Here is a 19,439-nt window from a genome sequence, read left to right on the forward strand (position 1 = left end):
TCAACAATTTGAGATAGATGTGGAACCATGGCACTCATGGTTCGCGTTGATGAGGTTGGTACAGCACGCCGTTGGGCAATGCTGGCCATCTCCCTGGGGTCCACCGCCGCCGCCAATGTCTTCATCAACGGTGTGGCATTTCTCATCCCCGCCTTACACACCGAACGCGGCCTGGATCTCGCCAACGCGGGGCTGCTGTCGGCGATGCCCAGCTTCGGGATGGTGCTGACACTCATCGCATGGGGCGCGCTCATCGACAGATTCGGTGAGCGGATCGCGTTGGTAAGCGGTCTGGCGCTGACCGCCCTGGCGGCGTTCGCCGCAGCCGAGGCACCGTCGTTGGTGCTCACGGGCGTCTTCCTACTGTTGGGCGGGGCGTCTGCGGCAGCGTGCAACTCGGCCAGCGGGCGCGTGGTGGTGGGGTGGTTCCCTCCGAGCCAGCGGGGCACGGTGATGGGCATCCGCCAGATGGCACAGCCACTCGGAGTTGCGCTGGGCGCCCTGGTGATCCCCCGCATCGCGGAAAGCCACAGTTTGGCAACGGCATTGATCTTCCCGGCGGCCGTGTGCGCGGTGTCCTCGGCGGTCTGCCTGGTGGGCATCATCGACCCGCCGCGACCACCGCGCTCGGAAGCACCCGAGGAACACCTGTCCAACCCCTATCGCGGTTCGCGGGTGCTGTGGCTGATCCACGCGGTGTCGGTGCTGCTGGTGGTTCCCCAGGTGGTCGTGTGGACCTTCACCCTGGTGTGGCTGGTGACCGACAGAGGGTGGAGTATCGGCGCGGCCAGCATCACGGTGACGGTGGCGCAGCTGGCCGGCGCGCTCGGCCGGGTTGCCGCCGGAATGTGGTCTGATCGTTGGGGTTCACGTATGCGCCCGATCCGGGCCATCGCGGTGGCCGCGTCAGCCGCCATGGCGCTATTGGCTCTCACCAATCAACTGGACTGGTCCATCAGCGTCGTCGTCATGCTGGTGGCGTCGGTGATCACGGTGTCCGACAACGGTCTGGCGTACACATCGATCGCGGAAATCGCGGGACCGTTCTGGAGCGGCCGCGCCCTGGGCGCACAGAACACCGGCCAGCTGCTGGCCGCCGCGGTGGCACCGCCGGTTTTCGGGGCGATCGCCACGGCGGTGGGATTCTCCGCAGCCTTCGCCGTGTGTGCGTTGTTCCCTTTGGCCGCTGTCGGTTTGGTGCCGGTGAAGCTGGAGAAACCCGCCCAATAACGCCGAATGCGAGCCTGACGCGATTTTCCGGCTGGATTTCCGCGTGAGGCTCGCACTCGATCAGGACTACAGGAAGCTGGCGATCCGATCGCCGGTGGCCGAGGTGGACAGCTTCTCTGTGCCCCGGGTGGCCAGGTGCTGTTCGACAGCCTTCTCCACACGCGCCGAGGCTTCCTTCTCGCCAAGGTGATCCAGCAGCAGAGCCACCGACACCACAGCGGCGGTGGGATCGGCGATCCCCTGCCCCGCGATATCGGGCGCACTGCCGTGCACCGGCTCGAACATCGAGGGGTTCTTGCCCGAACCGTCGATGTTTCCGCTTGCAGCCAAACCGATTCCACCGGTGACGGCGGCCGTCAGGTCGGTGATGATGTCGCCGAAAAGGTTGTCGGTGACGATGACGTCGAACCGGCCCGGGTCGGTCACCATGTGGATGGTGGCGGCGTCGATGTGCTGGTAAGACACCTGCACGTCCGGGTGCTCGGCGGCGACTTCGTCGACGGTCCGCGTCCACAGCGAACCGGCGTACTTGAGCACGTTGTTCTTGTGCACGAGCGTCAGGTTCTTGCTACGGGCCTCGGCGCGCTGGAAGGCGTTGCGCACCACACGCTCGACTCCGAAGCGGGTGTTGAGACTGACCTCGGTGGCGACCTCGTGCGGGGTCTCTACGCGGATGGCGCCGCCGTTGCCGGTGTATGGCCCCTCGGTGCCCTCGCGCACCACGACCAGGTCGATGGCCGGGTTACCCGCCAGCGGACCCGTCACGCCCGGGTACAGCTTGGCGGGGCGCAGGTTGATGTGGTGATCGAGTGCGAATCGGGTGTGCAGCAGCAGACCGCGTTCCAGCACTCCGCTCTGCACCGAGGGATCACCAATGGCACCAAGCAGAATGGCGTCGTGCCCGCGCAGCTCGTCGAGCACCGAATCGGGCATGAGCTCACCGGTGGCCAGGTACCTACGGGCACCCAGGTCGTATTCGGTCTTCTCGACACCGGGCAGTACGGCGTCGAGCACCTTCACCGCCTCGCCGATGACCTCGGGGCCAATACCGTCGCCGGCGATGATCGCAAGCTTTGTCATGAAAGATCCACCAGCTCAAGGGTTGTCGCACCGACAGCAGCGCGGATCTCCTCGAGTACGGCGTCCGGGGCGCTGCGGTCGATACGCAGGATGATGGTGGCCGCCTCGCCCGAAGCGTCCTGGCTCAGCTGCGCGGCCTGGATGTTGACGTCTGCCGAACCCAGCACGGTGCCGATCTTGCCGAGGGCACCGGGCACGTCGGCGTAGTTGATGACCAGGTTCTCGCCCTCGGCACGCAGGTCGAAGTTGCGTCCGTTGATCTGGACGATCTTCTGCACCTGCTGCGGGCCGGACAGAGTGCCCGCCACATTGATGACCGAACCATCGGCGTACACGGCGCGTACGTCGACAACGCTGCGGTGGTTGGGGCTCTCGGTGGCCGTGCTGATCTCCGCACTCACGCCACGCTCCTCGGCGATCGACGGAGCGTTCACGAAGGTCACCTGATCCTCGATTACCGAAGAGAAGAGTCCGCGCAGCGCGGAAAGCTTCAGCACCGCAACGTCTTCGGAGGCCAGTTCGCCGCGGACGTCGACCGACAGCGAGGTGGGCAGCTGCTCGGAGACGGCCCCGATGAGCACACCAAGCTTGCGGACAACCTCAAGCCACGGCGCGACTTCTTCGCTGACGACTCCCCCGCCGACGTTGACGGCGTCGGGCACGAATTCGCCTGCCAGGGCCAACTTCACGCTTGCCGCCACATCGGTACCGGCGCGGTCCTGGGCCTCGCTGGTGGAGGCGCCCAGGTGCGGGGTCACCACAACCTGGTCGAGCTCGAAAAGCGGGCTGTCGGTGCACGGCTCGGTGGAGAACACGTCAAGCCCGGCGCCGCGGACGTGACCGCTGCGGATCGCGTCAGCCAGGGCGGCCTCGTCGATAAGCCCACCGCGTGCGGCGTTGACGATGATGACGCCCGGCTTGGTCTTGGCGAGGGCTTCCTTGCCGATCAGACCCGCGGTCTCCGGGGTCTTGGGCAGGTGCACCGAGATGAAATCTGCCCGACCCAAAAGTTCGTCGAGGGTCAGCAGCTCGATGCCGAGCTGGGCGGCGCGAGCGGCCGAGACGTAGGGGTCGTAGGCGACGATGTGGGTCCCGAACGCGGCAAGGCGCTGCGCGAACAGCTGGCCGATGCGGCCCAGGCCCACCACACCGACCGTCTTGCCGAAGATCTCTGTGCCGTTGAACGACGAACGCTTCCAGGTGTGCGCCTTGAGCGAGGCGTCGGCGGCCGGGATCTGCCGCGCGGTGGACAGCAGCAGGGTGACGGCATGCTCGGCAGCGCTGTGGATGTTCGAGGTGGGTGCGTTGACCACCAGGACACCGCGGGCGGTTGCGGCCTTGACGTCGACGTTGTCGAGTCCGACGCCGGCACGCGCGACGATTTTGAGCTTGGTGCCGGCTGCCAGTACCTCGGCGTCCACGGTGGTCGCCGACCGCACCAACAGCGCGTCAGCATCGGGTACCGCGGCCAGCAGTGCGGGACGATCCGGGCCGTCGACCCAGCGCACCTCCACACCATCACCAAGTGCTTCGACGGTCGACTGGGCAAGTTTGTCGGCAATCAGCACGACTGGACGTTCGCTCACGTCGCCATAGCCTAGTGTGCCGCCGTAAGCGGCGGACATCACAGTCGCCGACAACCGTGGTCGTGGCCCGCCATATCGAGTAGCGCACTACTCGCGACCCAGGACGCACACCCGGATGACGCTATGCGCATGACCGAAACACATGTACTACCTGTCAGTGGCCCATACACGGTCCGCAGTGGTGACACCCTGTGGAAACTGTCCGAAATGTTCTACGGCGACGGACGCCGCTACCGGGTGATCGCGGTGGTCAACGACCTGTCCGATCCTGATCTCATCGAGGTGGGGCAGGAACTTGAGATTCCGTACGTCACCTATCGCTACCAGGTCAAGGCGGGTGACACCAAGGGCTCAATCGCCGAACATTTCTACGGCAGCTTCTCGGTGAGTGGGGTGTTCGAAAGCCCCAGCGGTGTATCGCAGCGCGATTTGATTGTCGGCGAATGGCTGCTGATGCCGGACCTCGCCAACGTGGGACATCACACCGTGATGCCGGGCGAGACGCTGCAGGTGCTCGCGGACCGCTGGTACGGCGATTGGACGCTCTGGATCGTGATTGCCATCGCGAATCAGCTCAGCGGTGATGATCCGGAACCCGGCTCCGTGCTGATCCAGCCTCGGCTCAACCGGCGCCACACCGTCGTCTCCGGCGACACACTCTGGAAGCTGGCGCAGCAGAACTACGGCGACTACAACACCGCACGGACACAGATCGCGGTCCAGATGGTGGCGGCGGCCAACCTCATCGAAAACCCCGATCACCTTTCCGTGGGGCAGGTCATCTACTTCCCCTCGATCGACCTGGGCAGCTGAATCAGACCTCGGCGAGATCCACTCCACGGGTCTCGCGCGCGGCGAGCAATGCGACGAATGTCAACACACCGGCGATCGACAGGTAGACCCCTACCCATGCGACGCCGAAGTCGTGCACCAGCCAGGTGGCGATGAACGGCGCGACGGCGGCTCCGATGATGGAGGCGAAGTTGTACGCGATCCCCGACCCGGTGTAACGCACGTTCGTGGGGAACAGCTCGGGCAGCAGGGCGCTCATCGGGCCAAAGGACAGGCCCATCAATGCCATTCCAACACTCAAGAACACCAACATCATCGGCTTGTTCACCGTCGAGGGGTCGAGGAACCAGCCGAACGACAGCCCGAACACGATGATCCCGGCCGTGAACGTCAGCAGCACCGGTCTGCGGCCGTACCTGTCGGCCAGCCGTCCGGATATCGGCACGCACGCCGCCAGGAACAGCACCGAAATCAGCTGCATCTGTAGGAAATCGACGTAACTGATCGCGAGCTTGACCCCGGACTTGTCGACCACCTTCCCCGTTCCGTACGACGTCGCCCAGGTCGTCACGACGTAGAAGATCGTGTACGTGGCCAGCATGACGAACGTGCCGATCACCAGCTGGCGCCAGGAAGTCTTAGCCACCTCGGCCAGCGGCGCGCGCACCTTCTTGCCCTCGGCGACTGCCTGGGTGAAGACGGGCGTCTCGGTGAGTTTGAGCCGGACATAAAGGCCGACAACCACAATGACCGCACTGGCCAAAAACGGGACTCGCCAGCCCCAGGACAGGAACGCATGGTTAGCCGCAGCCGTCTTGGCGTCGAAGCCCATGACGAGCATCAGCAACAGGAAAGTGCCGTTGGCGAAGAAGAATCCGATCGGGGCGCCCAACTGTGGCCACATCGCCGCCCAGCCCCGCTTCCCCTCCTCGGCGGTTTCGGTCGCCAGCAGCGCAGCCCCCGACCACTCCCCGCCCAATCCCAGACCCTGACAAAAGCGCAACAGCGAGAGCAGCGCGGGCGCCCAGTAGCCAACGGCGTCGAAGGTGGGCAGCAGCCCGATCGCGAAGGTCGCCACCCCCATGGTCATCAGCGATCCGACGAGGGTGGCCTTACGGCCGATCCGATCGCCGAAATGCCCGAACACCATGGAGCCGACGGGGCGGGCGACGAAGGCCAACCCGAACGTCGCGAACGACGACAGCAGCGCCGCGGTGTCATCCCCCTTGGGAAAGAACAACGTTGGGAACACCAGCACCGCCGCGGTGGCATAGATGTAGAAGTCGAAGAACTCGATACTTGTACCCACCATGGAGGCGACGACGATCCGACTGCGCGGTACCGCAGACTCAACGGGCACGGTCTCCGGTGTCATCGCCACCGGCGGAGACTAGCGCAGCGATTCGATCCTGGTAGCCAGTACAGCCGTCCATTCCGCGATGTAGTCCTCGTCGGCAATGGTGGCGGTCGGCGCCCGAAAAACCGTACTGGTCGCACGCTTGCCCAAGAGGGCGTTGACGCCCAGCGCCCCAATCGATTCCGCTTGCGCCTTGCCGATGTCCGGGGCCCAGCCATGTACCCAGTCGGTGAGCTCGGCGTAGAGGCCATCGAAGAGTGCGGCATAGGCGTTGTCGAGCCGGGCTAGGTGACCGGCCGGAACGCTCGATGCGATCTGCAGCAGCTGCGACTCCTCATCGAGCACGGTCAGCAGGTAGCGACCCATCATCGTGAGTTCGTTGCGCAGATCGCCCAGTCCACCGAAGAGCGCGCGGATGTCACGCATGGCGCGACGGCGATCGAGCTGACGATCGACGCCCGCCTCCAGCAGCGCTTCTTTGGACTTGAAGTGGTGATAAAGCCCGCCCGATCCGGGAGTAAGACCGGCCGCCTTCTCAATCTGGGCGACGCTCGTCGCCTTGTACCCCTGCTCGCCAAAGAGCCTCATGGCCTCGGCGACCAGGCGTTCTTTGGTAGAAATCTCAACCATTGACGTCTCCCAAGTAATCACTTAGTGTCACTCAGTGAGTACTTTAACAGCTGCTCTGGCTCACCGGTAGGAGGTAGTCATGACAGAGGACCTGGTTCCCCGGGGCCGCATCCGGCGCACGATGCCGCTGGCGGGATTCACCGCCCGGGCCGCGGGCGGCCGACTGGTCGCAGGCTTGCGCGAAAAGGCCGGAGACACCGGCGCCGTCGAACGGTTCCACGAACGCACCGCCGAGCGCTACACCGAACTACTCGGACACTCCAAGGGCGTCCTGATGAAGGCCGGCCAAATCTTCTCGGTCGCCGATATCGCATCCCACGGCTACAACCAGCTTTCCCCATATCAAAACGCCTTGACGCGCCTGCAGGCTGACGCACCGCCCATGCATCCCTTGTTGGCACGCCAGGCCCTCGAAGAAGATCTTGGGAGATCCGTCGAAGAACTCTTCTCCGAATTCAGCGATGATCCGATCGCCGCGGCGTCGATCGGCCAGGTGCATCGAGCGACCCTCCACGACGGCCGCCCGGTCGCCGTCAAGGTCCAGTACCCCGGTGTGGCACAAGCCATCGAGCACGATCTATCGAACGCGGAGCTGATGGCCACTTTCCTGCGCTTCGCAACAGGTATTGCCGGGCCGCGGCCACAACTGGACCATCGACTCATGGCCGATGAGGTGGCCGCACGCATATCCGAGGAGTTGGACTATCGGCACGAAGCGGCGAATATCAGGGCCTTCGCGGCGCTCTACGCGGACCATCCCTTTATCCGGATACCCGAGGTGATATCTGAAGCGTCCGGCAATCGTGTGCTCACCATGACCTATCTGGACGGCCTGGATTGGATGGCCGCACAACAGGCCGACCAGGACCTCAAAGATGCTTGGGTGGAGACGATCTGGCGTTTCAGCACCGGATCGTTTCGGCATGCGAATCTGTTTCATGCCGACCCGCATCCGGGCAACTATCGATTCGGGATGGACGGGTCCGTCGGCTTTGTCGACTTCGGTTGCATCAAGGTGGTGCCCGAGTCCTTGCGCTATCGGCTCGTGCAGATGATTCGCGCGGCCGCCGAGGAACGGCGCGAAGACCTACGCCAGCTGATGGTCGACGCCGGATACTTCGCCGCCGACGCCCCACTGTCTGCTGACGACGTCTTTCAGTGGCTCGGGGCGACCGTGCAGGACATCCGAGGCGCTCAGCCGGTGACATTTACCCGAGAGATATCGAACAGCGCGACCCGTTCCCTGCTGAACTTCCAGACGCTGCATCAGATGTCGATACCCAGCGATCTGATATTCCTGGCCCGGATCAATCTGAACATCAGCGCGCTGTCGGCAACGCTCCACGCGACGGTGCACACGCACGCACTGCTCGATGATCTCGACGGCGTGGCCGAACCCGTTTCCCCACTAGGTAAACAGCATGTCGGGTGGGTCCGCGAGCGAGGTCTGCCCTTCGGATTGGATCACCATGACCACTGCTAACCCCATCGCACCCCGGATTCCCTGGGACTCACGGGATCCCTACCGCTACTACGAAAACCTGCGGGCCCGCGGCGACGTGGTCTGGGACGACAATGCCGGAACCTGGGTCGTTCTGGGCTACCATCCTGCGCGCGAGGTACTGGGTGGCACCGGATGGTCGAGCGATCCCCTCGCCAGCCCGCAGATGCGGGACGCCGCCCCCGAGTACCTCGACCTGTCCAACTTCGGCAGAAACATGCTCTTCGTCGACGGACCCGACCACACCGAGCTCAGGGGCGCCGTCCGCGACGTATTCACCCCGGGGTTCATCGCCGGCCTGCGCGAAGGCGTGCAATCCATCACGGCTCAGGTCGTCGAATATCCGCAAGCTGGAGAAGCTTTCGACTTCATGACCGATATCGCCCTGCCGTTGCCGATCGCGATCATCGGCGAGTGGCTCGGCCTGGACGATGCCGCCTCAGCCGTCCTTCGCCAGGAGTCCCCGGTCATCATCCAGATGCTCGGGGCCTTCGCCGACGTCGAGACTGTCCTGGCCGGCACCTCTGCGGGCGCGACCCTCGCTACCGAACTTCTGCCGCTGGCCGCGGACCGCCGCGTACACCCCGGAGACGACCTTCTCAGCCTGATCGCATCCGATATCAACCTGTCGCTGGAAGACGTGGTCACCATGGCGTTGATGATCGCCATCGCGGGTCATGAGACGACGGCAAACCTACTGGGCGCGAGCATGCTTCGACTGCTTGCCCCACGCCCCCACGGCCTTCGGCTAGCCGACGAGATCGACCCCGACGACCCGGCGGTCGTTACTGAACTGCTCCGGCTCGACGGTCCGGTGCAGGGCACCGCGCGCGTTGCGACCGAGGACCACAATCTGGCCGGGCACATGATCCGGGAGGGCCAGACGGTGCTCATCGCGATTGCCGCCGCAAACCGCGATCCGCAGGTGTTCGTCGATCCCGCGGAGTTCCGGCTGGGCCGCAAGAGCACCCCACCGCTGGCCTTCGGATATGGCGCACACCATTGCCTGGGCTCGGCGTTGGCCAAGCTGGAGACCACGGTGGCCATCGGTGAAATCCTGGCGCGCGGGCCCGAGGTGATTGGCCCCGTCAGCTGGCGGGACGCCCCCGCCATCCGGGGACCGCGCAGCATCCCCATGCGGTTTCACACATAGTTCGCGTTCCCGACAGTTCCACGCAGACATTTCATGGGTGTGCGGGCAGGTATGGGCATATTGTGTGGAAATGCTCGTCAAAGCGGTCCGCAGCGGGTTGTAGGCCAGCGTGTTGCGACTCATCTTCACGGCGAATGACCTTGCTTTGACGAGGTTTCTGCCTATGCCTGCGCCATTGTTGGAGATGAAGTTCGCCACACGAGCACTACGGCAAGGTATTCGCACACCGTGGGGCGAGCGGTGGCGTTGTCGCGCACTGGCAGCATTTCCCATCGCGGCAGCACCGGGACGTACAGTGGTGAGCCACTTTTCATGGTCACTGTCGCCCACCGTGCTGGGCGACAGCTTCGATGAGGGTATGCGGTCCATCGAAAAGCTGAATCGCCAGCAGGCGCTGGCAGAGTTGGCCGTCTTCGGGCGCGGCCCCACCGAAGGTGCCGGGGCGCCACCGTATCTCCGGCATGCCATCGCCGGTGATCGCGAAGCCACTGTGGCATTGGGGCGCATGACGAAAGGCGCCTACAAAGCGGTGCTGGAACCGTACTGGCCCGACATCCAGGCGAACCATCAGATTGAACTCGTGCGGCAGGGACGCGTGATGGCGCGCCACGGTGTGCGGGCCGCCCTCGGCAAGATTGTCCCCGGCGCACGATGGAATGGCGACTGCCTTGAGATCGACAGTCCGCAACGCACCACCATCGCGCTGCGTGGCCGCGGCATCGTGTTGACGCCCAGCGTTTTCTGGGCGGGACCACCCCTGGTCGGTGAGCTCGGCGAGCAGCCGGTCGTCCTGGCGTACCCCGCCCCCATCGATTTGACCCTCAGTGTCGGTGCTGAATCCGACCCACTCGCGGCAATACTCGGATCGACCCGAGCTGCGGTACTGCGCGTGCTGACCGCGGAGCACACCACCGGTGATATCGCCCGCAACCTCGGGATCAGCCCCGCATCAGCGTCCGAACACACCTCGGCGCTGCGGCAAGCACGCTTGGTGCGCAGCCGCCGTGACGGTAAAGCGGTCATCCACGACGCCACCGCCCTGGGCCTTGACTTGATCGATGCAAACCGCCTGTAGCTGGCGTTTCATCGGCAGAGATCACAACACGAGAGCCACTCCGATAACAGATGTGCGCGCCACTGTTGACAACTGATGTTGTTAACGTCTCCAATGAGGAGGAAGCGAACCGCTCCCTGGGAGGCAACGATGCCAAGCACAGCTGCACACGCCGCAACATCACGCTCGGCGGGCATGCCGCCACGCGGTGATGCCAAAGCCCGAATCTGGCGCCGCGGAGACGGTGCCACTCCCGCCGGTCAACGCACCGGCCCCGACGGACACCCGGATTACGGCTACTTCGGCCCCGGCTCAGTGACCTGGAAGGTGTTTCTGCATCCCTCGGTGGCACCGATGATCGTGCTGGTGACCGCCCTCCTGGAGGGCAGCCATGAGGGGCTGCAGGCCGTCGAGATCAACCACGATCCGGTGTTCACCAAGAGCAAGCGCAATCAGGTCGACTTCGACGACACCGTCAAGCGCATCCAGCGCACTGCCGGCGTCCCGATACCGATCATCTTCGGCGACACCGCAAGTGCCGACGCGCTCGCCGCGCACCTGCGTCACTATCACCGCAACATGAAGGGTGTCATTCCCGGCACCGACCGGCCCTACGATGCGCAGGGCCCGGCCCTGGTGCTCTTCGCGCATGTGACGATCATGCATGCGGCGCTACGGATCTACGAGAACACTCCCGCGCCGGGGCGTCTTATCCCCCGGCGCCTCCCTAAAGCCGAACGCGACCAATTCTTCTTGGAAGTCAAGACATTCGCCGAACTCATGGGAGCCGACCCGGACACGGTACCGGTGACCTCCGATGAGGTGGAGGCCTATTACGACTCGATCGAATCCGAATACCGGATGGTCAAAGGTTTTGTGCCGGGCGGCATGCGATTCGCTTTGTCGGTGATCAGAAACGCACGAGGCTTCGGCGGACTGACGGCGGCTGCGGTTGCCGCGATCACCCTGGTCACCGCCGTGCCGTCTGTTGCGGTGGTGCCCCCAAAGGTGCGGCGTCATTTGGGGATTCCCCGCATCGCCGACCCGGTGCTGGCCCTGCTGCTACGGGTGGCGCAGCCTGCCTTTGTGCCGTTCACACTCGAGCCGATGGCGCGCGAGATCTCGAGACTGTTCATCGGTGATGACGGTATTACGTTGGGAGAGAACGCCCGCGAGCTTATGGAGCAGTCCGCCTAGGCCCTCACACGCGGAGCGCGGTGAACGGCGCGATCGGAATCAGCCTGATGACGAACCAGGCCGCGAACACCACCAGGATGATCGACGCCACCCATCCGCGCAGCCACGGCGGACTCCAATCAGTGGCTCCCCGCCAGCGGCTGCGCGTCCACGCGACGAAACAGACCGCGAGGAAACCTAATGCCACCAAGGCAACCGCGTTGTAGCGCAGTGCCGCCAGCACGTCACCGTGCATCAATGAGTAGACCATCCGCAGGCCACCGCACGCGGGACAGTCAAGTCCGGTGAGCGCCTTGAACGGACACACCGGAAGCACTCCCCCAGGCGTTGTCGGGTCTCCGAGCCAGATCGCCGCACAACCCGCGACCGCTGCCGCACCCACAGCGGCGGGTGCGGCGAGTCGGGAAGCGAATGTGGACGGACGGGAGGTGGTCATCGAGTTCCAGTATCCACCGTTCCGGGTATGGCCATAGTCGAGTATGCAATGAAGGAACCGGAACCCACGAACACCTTTGACGCCGAACCAGATTCGCAAACCGATCCCAGTCTGTGAACGCGAAGGATGCGAGTCACCACGTGCACGCGGAGAGGGCAGGCGCTACTGCGCCCCGCTGTGCAGGTGGTGGGTGGGGAACTGGCACGCGCACAGCGTGTGTGCCAGGTAGCCGGGAGCACCTGACCTGTGGGCCTCCGCAGTGGCCGTGTCAGACGCACTTACCGAGTACAGAGCCCTAGAGCAGGCCACGCCGCAGCGGCAGGCACCCACCGGGGACACCCCTGCCCCCGGGACGCTAGATCGGTGGTGAATGCGCCCGAGAGGTCGTGTACGGGTTTCCAAGTCGATAGAGGCCAGAAGACGCGTTCAAAAATTGGTTTGCTGGGCCCCTTTCACACCACAGTATCGCCACCGACATGCAGATCGTGCATCTTCCTTTTGGCAACTCAACATTCTGACCTGCATCTTCCATCAATGTGATGGAGATCACTTTTCCTAAACGATCGACCTCAATTCCGCATAATCCCAGTAGCAAACACCGAATATGCAGGTAGAACGAGGTGTCCATGGTTGTCAGCGTCAGTTGTCAGAGTAATTCCCATGAACGCGTCGACCCTCATATGGCTACTCGCGTCTGTCGCGGTGGTCGTCGCTGGAGTATTCGCGATCTGCGCCACACCGAAGCTATTCGGTCTGGAGAGCGTGGAGCTATCGGCGAGGGTTCTGTGGCTCGTGCGACTAAACCTGAACTTGCGGCGCGCTGTCGGCTCCCTCAAGGAAGTGCCCGCCAAGCGGAGTGTTACAGCGCGGAAATCCACGACGCGTGGGCGCCGAACGGGGAGTGATCCGTAACTGAAGGGGGGGTGGGCCAGCCGTACCTGGCCCACACTGGCCCGCTAAAGGTCCAGCTCGATGACAATCCGCACTATTCGTGCAACCAGGTTGCAGAATTGAAGCACCAGTGTGGTTATACGGTATTTGTTACTCATCGATTTCGATCTCCTGACAATATTTAATTGTGGCCCTTGCCTTTTGGTAGGTGCCGAGACTCCGGGATTCCTAAACTTCCCTTCGCTCGATTGAGCACATTACCCACTCCCGTCTTACCAAGGTTAGGGATTGACCATGGCGGTACAACGAGACAACCGGACGGCGTCAGGACCGCCCGCTGGTCACCGCCGGACGAATAGTGGATTTGGTGTGGCACCCCACTTGACCACGTAGATGCATGGCACCAATCCGCCTCGCATCCAGGAGCTTAGGAACCCAAACACGTCGTTATTGTTGGCGCTGATCCACTCCGGCGCTTGTGAATCGGCCAAGATGCCAGCGATGTTCCCGTGGTCGACACGGTCAAGAAGGGAGTATTGGCAGATCGGGTAAACGCGCTGAGCGTTGTCTAATTCCAAGTAGTTGCAGTCGGTTTCGATACCCATCGCGTCAGCCAAAGACTGGCCCGGCGCGGGGAGTATCAGGGAAATCACCGCCTTGGTACCGATCTCGGGCGCTGGAATCCAGTCCACATCCTTGCCCTTGCCGGTGTGGCTGTCAGTGATCTTGATGTGATCAACCTCTGGAATCCTCGGGACTGCGATGTTCGTTCCCGACACCCAGGTCTGGCCGGGTTCCGGTTGCGGGCGATACCACCTCTTGAGCCGCCGGTTGCCCGGCTGCAACTCCAACCCGGAATCAGAGGTTGCAGCCACCGTCCATACCCCGGACTCATGCAAACTCACCTTGAAGAAATGAGCCGTCGTTCGGTCACCGAGATAGACGTCATTTCGGTTGTTCCAGATTCGGTACGTAGGAGACAGCTGGTTGCCAACCTCACCGACTGCTAGGCGGATCACCTTCTTGCAGGACATGACGCAGGGTTATCAGAGTCCCCGACCAACGCGCACGTCTTTGCCCCATTGGTGAGGATGTAATCCTGCTAATGGAGTATTCGATTGACACCATTCCCATTGAACGCCGACCGTGGAAAACGCAAAAGCCCCCGTCACTCCGAAGAGTGCGGGGGCCTTGCGTTCAGATCAACAGAGACTAAGCGGTCTCGGTGATGGGCCGGTCAACCCAGCTCATCAGGTCGCGCAGCTTCTTGCCGGTGACCTCGATCGGGTGCTCGGCGTTCTCCTTGCGCAGGCCCTCAAGCTCCTTGTTGCCGCCCTCGACGTTGGCGACGAGGCGCTTGACGAAGGTGCCGTCCTGGATGTCCGTGAGGATGTCCTTCATCCGCTGCTTGGTGCCGGCGTCGATGACGCGCGGGCCCGACAGGTATCCACCGAACTCCGCGGTGTCGGACACCGAGTAGTTCATGCGGGCGATGCCGCCCTCGTACATCAGGTCGACGATCAGCTTGAGCTCGTGCAGCACCTCGAAGTACGCCATCTCGGGGGCGTATCCGGCCTCGACCATGACGTCGAATCCAGTCTTGACCAGTTCTTCGGTGCCACCGCAGAGCACGGCCTGCTCACCGAACAGGTCGGTCTCGGTCTCTTCCTTGAAGTCGGTCTTGATGACGCCGGCGCGGGTGCCACCAATGCCCTTGGCGTAGGACAGCGCAAGGGCCTGGCCCTCACCCTTGGGGTCCTGGTGCACGGCGATGAGCGCGGGCACACCCTTGCCATCGACGAACTGACGACGCACCAGGTGGCCGGGGCCCTTGGGGGCGACCATGGCAACGGTGACGTTGGCCGGGGGCTTGATCAGACCGAAGTGGATGTTCAGGCCGTGACCGAAGAACAGCGCGTCGCCGTCCTTGAGGTGCGGCTCGATCTCCTTGGAGAAAATCTCGGCCTGCGCGGTGTCGGGCGCCAGAATCATGATGACGTCGGCCCACTTGGCGACCTCTTCGGGAGTGTCGACCTCAAGACCCTGCTCGGTGACCTTGTCGCGCGACTTCGAACCCTCGCGCAGACCGACCTTCACCTGAACGCCGGAGTCGCGCAGGCTCAGCGAGTGCGCGTGTCCCTGACTGCCGTACCCGATAACGCCGACCTTGCGGCCCTGAATCAGGGTGAGGTCCGCATCATCGTCATAGAACATCTCAACTGCCACAGTGCTTTTCCCTTCTTACTTCTTCTCTTAACGTCTTTATGACTTTTACTTGGCGGCGGCGATGGACCGCGGGCCGCGCGACAGCGCGACCACGCCGGATTGCACGATCTCCCGAATACCGTACGGGTCGAGCATCCGCAGCAGTGCATCCAGCTTGGACTGGGTGCCCGTCGCCTCGATGGTCACCGACTCCGGCGATACATCCACGACCTTGGCACGGAACAGGTTCACCACCTCGATGACCTGCGCCCGCACCGTCGCATCGGCGCGCACTTTGACGAGCATGAGCTCGCGGGCCACCGAATTCTCCTCGTCCTGTTCGACGATCTTGATCACGTTGATGAGCTTGTTGAGCTGCTTGGTGACCTGTTCGAGCGGAAAATCGTCGACGGTGACGACGATTGTCATGCGCGAAATACCTTTGAGCTCCGTCGGGCCCACCGCCAACGATGCGATGTTGAAGCCACGACGGGAGAACAGTGCGGCGACACGGGCGAGCACACCGGGACGGTCCTCGACCAGAACGCTCAGAGTGTGGGTGCTGGTCATCGTGACCCTTCCTGCTCCGCAGTTTCATCATCGTCGAACAGCGGCCGGATGCCCCGGGCCGCCTGGATCTCGTCATTGCTGGTGCCCGCCGCGACCATCGGCCACACCTGGGCGTCGGCACCGACGATGAAGTCGATCACCACCGGACGATCGTTGATGGCCCGTGCCTCTTCGATCACCTTGGCGACGTCCTCTTCACGCTCGCAACGCAATCCGACACAGCCAAGCGCCTCCGCCAGCTTCACGAAATCGGGGATGCGGCGCGAGTGTGTGGCCAAGTCAGTCTGCGAGTAGCGCTGCTCGTAGAACAGCGTCTGCCACTGACGCACCATGCCCAGGTTGCCGTTGTTGATGAGCGCCACCTTGATGGGCACGCCCTCGATGGCGCAGGTGGCCAGCTCCTGGTTGGTCATCTGGAAGCAGCCGTCACCGTCGATGGCCCACACCTCGGCCTCGGGGCGCGCCATCTTGGCACCCATGGCCGCGGGCACCGCGAAGCCCATGGTGCCCAGGCCACCGGAATTGAGCCAGGTACGCGGGTTCTCGTACTTGACGAACTGCGCGGCCCACATCTGGTGCTGCCCAACGCCCGCCACGTAGACCGCGTCGGGTCCGGCGATCTTGCCCAACGTCTCGATGACGAACTCCGGGCCCAGGCTGCCGTCGTGCTGTGCGTCGTATCCCAGCGGGTAGGTCGCGCGGATACCCGAGAGGTACTCCCACCACTCGGACAGGTCGGTGGTCGCACCGGTCGCACGGTCGTTCCGGATGGCTTCGGTCAGCTCGGAGATGACGTTCTTCACGTCGCCGACGATCGGCACATCCGCGTGGCGGTTCTTACCGATCTCGGCGGGGTCGATATCGGCGTGAATCACCTTGGCGTCCGGTGCGAACGAGTCCAGCTGCCCGGTGACGCGGTCGTCGAAACGCGCGCCCAGGGTGATCAGCAGATCGCTGCGCTGCAGTGCTGCCACCGCGCCGACGGTGCCGTGCATCCCGGGCATACCCATGTGCAGCTCGTGGCTGTCGGGGAATGCACCGCGCGCCATAAGGGTGGTGACGACGGGGATGCCGGTCAGTTCGGCCAATTCCTTGAGTTCCGGGGATGCGTCCGCGCGGATGACACCGCCACCGACGTACAGCACCGGGCGCTTGGCGGCGGCGATGAGCCGAACCGCCTCACGGACCTGCTTGCCGTGCGGCTTGGTGACGGGCTTATAGCCGGGCAGGTAGATCTGCGGCGGCCAGCTGAACGTGGTCTGCGCCTGCAGCACGTCCTTGGGGATATCGACGAGCACCGCACCAGGACGGCCGCTCTGGGCGATGTAGAAAGCCTCGGCGATGACCCGCGGGATGTCCTCGGCGTTGTTCACCAGGAAGTTGTGCTTGGTGATCGGCATGGTGATGCCGGAGATGTCGGCTTCCTGGAAGGCGTCGGTGCCGATGAGGCCCCGCCCCACCTGCCCGGTGATCGCGACCACCGGGATGGAATCCATCTGCGCGTCGGCCAACGGGGTGACCAGGTTGGTGGCACCCGGGCCAGAAGTGGCCATCATGACGCCGACCTTGCCGCTGGCGTGGGCGTACCCGCTGGCGGCGTGCCCGCCACCCTGCTCGTGCCGCACCAGGACATGCCGGACCTTCACCGAGTCGTACAGCGGGTCGTACACGGGCAGCACCGCACCGCCGGGAATACCGAAGATGACCTCGACACCGAGCTCCTCAAGCGAGCGCACTACCGACTGCGCGCCGGTGACGCGCTGGGGTGCGACGGTGTTCGCTTCCGGAGCTGCTGCTGGGGCCGGCCCAGAAGCAGAAGCCGGCTTGGGCTTTGCAGGTGCACTCATGGTGGTCTGTCCTCTTGTTGTGTCCGTACTGAAAACCTATGGCAACAAAAAACCCCCGCCAGCGGTCTGCTGTACGAGGGTTGCGCGTCGAGTGTGCGCGAGTTGCCTTGGACTCGGGCTACGCGTCGACGCGCATACCGATTACTACGAGCAAGGCGGGGTTGTTCACACCGCGTACGGTAGTCGTTTCTGGAGGTCCGAGTCAAATCCCTGCTAGGAGCCGCTTCGCCGAGCGTGAAGCCACTGAGTTCCGGGCCGAATTCTCGCCCTGGCCTCACCGTCGGGGACAATGGATGGATGACCGAGGAGAAGCGCACAGTCATCAGGACGTCGCCGATGGCGCATTTCATGTCCGGGTTCCTGGCGCTCGGCATCCTGACGTTCGTCCTGTACCTCCCGGTCCTCGCGCCGCTGCTGCTGATCCCCGCCGCCATGTCCTATGCCATCTTCCGGTATCGGACCGCAGTCGACACCGAATCAGTGCAGGTACGAACGCTGGCAAGCACCCGGACGCTGCCGTGGACCGACGTCAAGGGCCTCGGATTCGACAGGCACGCCTGGGCACGCGCCGAACTCGTCGACGGCACCTCGCTGCGTCTCCCGGCGGTCACCTTCTCGACGCTGCCGATCCTGTCGGCGGCCAGCAATGGCCGGGTGCCGAATCCGTACCAAGGGGTTCAGCGCTAGGCGGCCAAACGGTCCTGCATGCCCCACGGCGCACCGAAGGTATTGAGCCGGTCCAGGAACGGGAGGCTGTCGAAGGCCTCCGGCCCCAGCACACCGGTGCCGCTCCACGCACCCTCGGCGAGCAGTTCCAGGGCCACCACCGGGTTCACGGCGGTCTGCCACACGACACATTGCGCACCGTCGCGTGCCATCGTCCACTCGTTGTCGACGACGTGATGCAGGTAGACCTCGCGGGGCTTGCCGTCCTTACCGGTCCCAGTCACCCACAGACCCGCACAGGTGGCCCCGCGCATCAGATGCCCCAGCCCGGCCGGGTCCGGTAGGCACGCCGCCACCACATCACGAGGACTGACCGCGGCGGCGCGGCCGTCGGCGTGCACGCTGACCGGGTCGGTGCTGTCCAGCCCGACCAGACGCAGGGTGCGCAGCACGTTGATGAATTCGGCGCCGAGGCCGTATTTGAATGTCACCCGCCGGGCATTCACCCAGCGCGGCATGAGCACCACTTCCTCGTGCTCGACGTTGACGCATTCGACGGGGCCGATGCCTCCGGGGAAGTCGAAAACCTCCGGTTCGCTGAACGGTTCGGTGGTGAAGAACCCCTTGTTGCGTTCCCAGATCAGGGGCGGATTCAGGCATTCCTCGATGGTCGTCCAGATCGAGAAGGACGGCGCGAATCGGTATCCCTGCACTTCGAGATTGGATCCGTCGCGAGTGCCCAGCTCGTCGATCTCGGAGAACAGATGGTCGGCGGCGTACCGCGCGAACACGTCGCTCAGGCCCGGCTCGACCCCGATACCAACCAGGGCCAACAGCCCTGCGGCTTCCCATTTTTCGGCCGCGGCGAACTGCTCATCGCCCAGCATCACCCCGGGCAGTTCGTACGGTCTTTCCGGATGGCGATGCGACAGACTCATCGCCATGTCGAGGTAGGTCACGCCTGCCGCGAAGCACCCGTCGAACACACTCATCACGAATCGAGGGTCGACCGCGTTGAGCGCGTGGGTGATTCGATGCTCCCGGCACAGCGCCGCGACATCGTCAGCCGAGGAGGCGTCGATGCGGGCCGCCGTGAATCGGGGATCACCGAGTCGATCCACCACCGCCTGCGCCCGGGCCATGTCATAGTCCGCGATCACCAGCGCCTCGAAGAACTCGCGACGGGCCGCGATGAACGCGGCCGCGCTGCCCACTCCCCCCGCACCCACGATGAGAATTCGCAT

Annotated in this window: 17 protein-coding genes; 7 read left to right on the plus strand and 10 right to left on the minus strand. The window is 64.0% G+C overall.

Going from position 1 to position 19,439, the window contains the following annotated elements:
- The first annotated feature begins 27 nt into the window (after positions 1-27).
- Positions 28-1,230, plus strand: a complete 1,203-nt coding sequence (locus tag AOT87_RS16570) for an MFS transporter (RefSeq protein ID WP_057967676.1) — start codon at positions 28-30, stop codon at positions 1,228-1,230.
- Positions 1,231-1,296: 66 nt separating this feature from the next.
- On the opposite strand, the gene AOT87_RS16575 is transcribed toward AOT87_RS16570, so the two are convergent.
- Positions 1,297-2,310, minus strand: a complete 1,014-nt coding sequence (locus tag AOT87_RS16575) for a 3-isopropylmalate dehydrogenase (RefSeq protein WP_057967677.1) — start codon at positions 2,308-2,310, stop codon at positions 1,297-1,299.
- The gene (gene serA, locus AOT87_RS16580; protein ID WP_234795763.1) at positions 2,307-3,878 is read right to left on the minus strand and encodes a phosphoglycerate dehydrogenase; all 1,572 of its coding nucleotides are present in this window, start codon (positions 3,876-3,878) and stop codon (positions 2,307-2,309) included. The genes AOT87_RS16575 and serA overlap by 4 nt, the downstream gene beginning before the upstream one ends.
- A gap of 147 nt (positions 3,879-4,025) precedes the next feature.
- Between serA and AOT87_RS16585 the strand changes: the two genes are divergently transcribed.
- Positions 4,026-4,709: a LysM peptidoglycan-binding domain-containing protein gene (locus AOT87_RS16585; protein WP_234795761.1), complete on the plus strand. Its 684-nt coding sequence runs from the start codon at positions 4,026-4,028 to the stop codon at positions 4,707-4,709.
- Between the two features lies 1 nt (position 4,710).
- Here the strand turns inward: AOT87_RS16585 and AOT87_RS16590 are convergent, their stop codons facing one another.
- Both AOT87_RS16590 and AOT87_RS16595 read right to left on the minus strand, forming a co-directional pair.
- Positions 4,711-6,063: an MFS transporter gene (locus AOT87_RS16590; RefSeq protein WP_057967679.1), complete on the minus strand. Its 1,353-nt coding sequence runs from the start codon at positions 6,061-6,063 to the stop codon at positions 4,711-4,713.
- 15 nt (positions 6,064-6,078) lie between these two features.
- The gene (locus AOT87_RS16595) at positions 6,079-6,675 is read right to left on the minus strand and encodes a TetR/AcrR family transcriptional regulator (protein WP_057967680.1); all 597 of its coding nucleotides are present in this window, start codon (positions 6,673-6,675) and stop codon (positions 6,079-6,081) included.
- A 79-nt stretch (positions 6,676-6,754) separates the two neighbouring features.
- Here AOT87_RS16595 and AOT87_RS16600 point away from each other — a divergent pair, with 79 nt between their 5' ends.
- From AOT87_RS16600 to AOT87_RS16615, 4 genes are all read left to right on the plus strand, one after another.
- Positions 6,755-8,158 carry an AarF/ABC1/UbiB kinase family protein gene (locus AOT87_RS16600; RefSeq protein WP_057967681.1) on the plus strand — a complete coding sequence of 468 codons (1,404 nt, stop codon included), beginning with the start codon at positions 6,755-6,757 and terminating at the stop codon, positions 8,156-8,158.
- Positions 8,145-9,329 (plus strand): cytochrome P450, encoded by a 1,185-nt coding sequence (locus AOT87_RS16605; protein WP_057967682.1) that lies wholly within the window; start codon positions 8,145-8,147, stop codon positions 9,327-9,329. Before AOT87_RS16600 ends, AOT87_RS16605 begins: the two co-directional genes overlap by 14 nt.
- A gap of 109 nt (positions 9,330-9,438) precedes the next feature.
- Positions 9,439-10,404 (plus strand): ArsR family transcriptional regulator, encoded by a 966-nt coding sequence (locus AOT87_RS16610; RefSeq protein ID WP_046254261.1) that lies wholly within the window; start codon positions 9,439-9,441, stop codon positions 10,402-10,404.
- Positions 10,405-10,533: 129 nt separating this feature from the next.
- Positions 10,534-11,580, plus strand: a complete 1,047-nt coding sequence (locus tag AOT87_RS16615; RefSeq protein ID WP_057967683.1) for an oxygenase MpaB family protein — start codon at positions 10,534-10,536, stop codon at positions 11,578-11,580.
- A 4-nt stretch (positions 11,581-11,584) separates the two neighbouring features.
- Here the strand turns inward: AOT87_RS16615 and AOT87_RS16620 are convergent, their stop codons facing one another.
- The 5 genes from AOT87_RS16620 to AOT87_RS16640 all read right to left on the minus strand — a co-directional run bounded on the left by AOT87_RS16620 (position 11,585) and on the right by AOT87_RS16640 (position 17,529).
- Positions 11,585-12,016 (minus strand): DUF2752 domain-containing protein, encoded by a 432-nt coding sequence (locus AOT87_RS16620; protein ID WP_057967684.1) that lies wholly within the window; start codon positions 12,014-12,016, stop codon positions 11,585-11,587.
- Between the two features lie 1,232 nt (positions 12,017-13,248).
- On the minus strand, positions 13,249-13,941 hold the full coding sequence (locus AOT87_RS16625; protein ID WP_057970150.1) for a hypothetical protein: 693 nt from the start codon (positions 13,939-13,941) through the stop codon (positions 13,249-13,251).
- A gap of 178 nt (positions 13,942-14,119) precedes the next feature.
- Positions 14,120-15,121, minus strand: a complete 1,002-nt coding sequence (gene ilvC / locus AOT87_RS16630; protein ID WP_030094117.1) for a ketol-acid reductoisomerase — start codon at positions 15,119-15,121, stop codon at positions 14,120-14,122.
- Positions 15,122-15,178: 57 nt separating this feature from the next.
- Positions 15,179-15,682, minus strand: coding sequence for an acetolactate synthase small subunit (gene ilvN, locus AOT87_RS16635; protein WP_030094118.1), 504 nt, complete (start codon positions 15,680-15,682; stop codon positions 15,179-15,181).
- Positions 15,679-17,529 (minus strand): acetolactate synthase large subunit, encoded by a 1,851-nt coding sequence (locus AOT87_RS16640; RefSeq protein ID WP_057966966.1) that lies wholly within the window; start codon positions 17,527-17,529, stop codon positions 15,679-15,681. Before AOT87_RS16640 ends, ilvN begins: the two co-directional genes overlap by 4 nt.
- 297 nt (positions 17,530-17,826) lie before the next feature.
- Here AOT87_RS16640 and AOT87_RS16645 point away from each other — a divergent pair, with 297 nt between their 5' ends.
- Entirely contained in the window at positions 17,827-18,216 is a 390-nt protein-coding gene (locus AOT87_RS16645) for a PH domain-containing protein (RefSeq protein ID WP_057966965.1), read from the plus strand.
- On the opposite strand, the gene AOT87_RS16650 is transcribed toward AOT87_RS16645, so the two are convergent.
- Positions 18,213-19,439 (minus strand): saccharopine dehydrogenase C-terminal domain-containing protein, encoded by a 1,227-nt coding sequence (locus AOT87_RS16650; RefSeq protein ID WP_046254265.1) that lies wholly within the window; start codon positions 19,437-19,439, stop codon positions 18,213-18,215. The genes AOT87_RS16645 and AOT87_RS16650 overlap by 4 nt on opposite strands.

Origin of the sequence: Mycobacteroides sp. H003 (assembly GCF_001440135.1) — a bacterium.
Lineage (GTDB): Bacteria > Actinomycetota > Actinomycetes > Mycobacteriales > Mycobacteriaceae > Mycobacterium > Mycobacterium gwanakae.

Excerpts from the sequence above, each read along its gene's own strand:
- AOT87_RS16570 (WP_057967676.1), top strand. The coding sequence starts at position 28 with ATGGCACTCATGGTTCGCGTTGATGAGGTTGGTACAGCACGCCGTTGG.
- AOT87_RS16575 (WP_057967677.1), bottom strand. The coding sequence starts at position 2,310 with ATGACAAAGCTTGCGATCATCGCCGGCGACGGTATTGGCCCCGAGGTC.
- AOT87_RS16585 (WP_234795761.1), top strand. The coding sequence starts at position 4,026 with ATGACCGAAACACATGTACTACCTGTCAGTGGCCCATACACGGTCCGC.
- AOT87_RS16590 (WP_057967679.1), bottom strand. The coding sequence starts at position 6,063 with ATGACACCGGAGACCGTGCCCGTTGAGTCTGCGGTACCGCGCAGTCGG.
- AOT87_RS16595 (WP_057967680.1), bottom strand. The coding sequence starts at position 6,675 with ATGGTTGAGATTTCTACCAAAGAACGCCTGGTCGCCGAGGCCATGAGG.
- AOT87_RS16600 (WP_057967681.1), top strand. The coding sequence starts at position 6,755 with ATGACAGAGGACCTGGTTCCCCGGGGCCGCATCCGGCGCACGATGCCG.
- AOT87_RS16605 (WP_057967682.1), top strand. The coding sequence starts at position 8,145 with ATGACCACTGCTAACCCCATCGCACCCCGGATTCCCTGGGACTCACGG.
- AOT87_RS16615 (WP_057967683.1), top strand. The coding sequence starts at position 10,534 with ATGCCAAGCACAGCTGCACACGCCGCAACATCACGCTCGGCGGGCATG.
- AOT87_RS16620 (WP_057967684.1), bottom strand. The coding sequence starts at position 12,016 with ATGACCACCTCCCGTCCGTCCACATTCGCTTCCCGACTCGCCGCACCC.
- AOT87_RS16625 (WP_057970150.1), bottom strand. The coding sequence starts at position 13,941 with ATGTCCTGCAAGAAGGTGATCCGCCTAGCAGTCGGTGAGGTTGGCAAC.
- ilvC (WP_030094117.1), bottom strand. The coding sequence starts at position 15,121 with ATGTTCTATGACGATGATGCGGACCTCACCCTGATTCAGGGCCGCAAG.
- ilvN (WP_030094118.1), bottom strand. The coding sequence starts at position 15,682 with ATGACCAGCACCCACACTCTGAGCGTTCTGGTCGAGGACCGTCCCGGT.
- AOT87_RS16640 (WP_057966966.1), bottom strand. The coding sequence starts at position 17,529 with ATGAGTGCACCTGCAAAGCCCAAGCCGGCTTCTGCTTCTGGGCCGGCC.
- AOT87_RS16645 (WP_057966965.1), top strand. The coding sequence starts at position 17,827 with ATGACCGAGGAGAAGCGCACAGTCATCAGGACGTCGCCGATGGCGCAT.
- AOT87_RS16650 (WP_046254265.1), bottom strand. The coding sequence starts at position 19,439 with ATGCGAATTCTCATCGTGGGTGCGGGGGGAGTGGGCAGCGCGGCCGCG.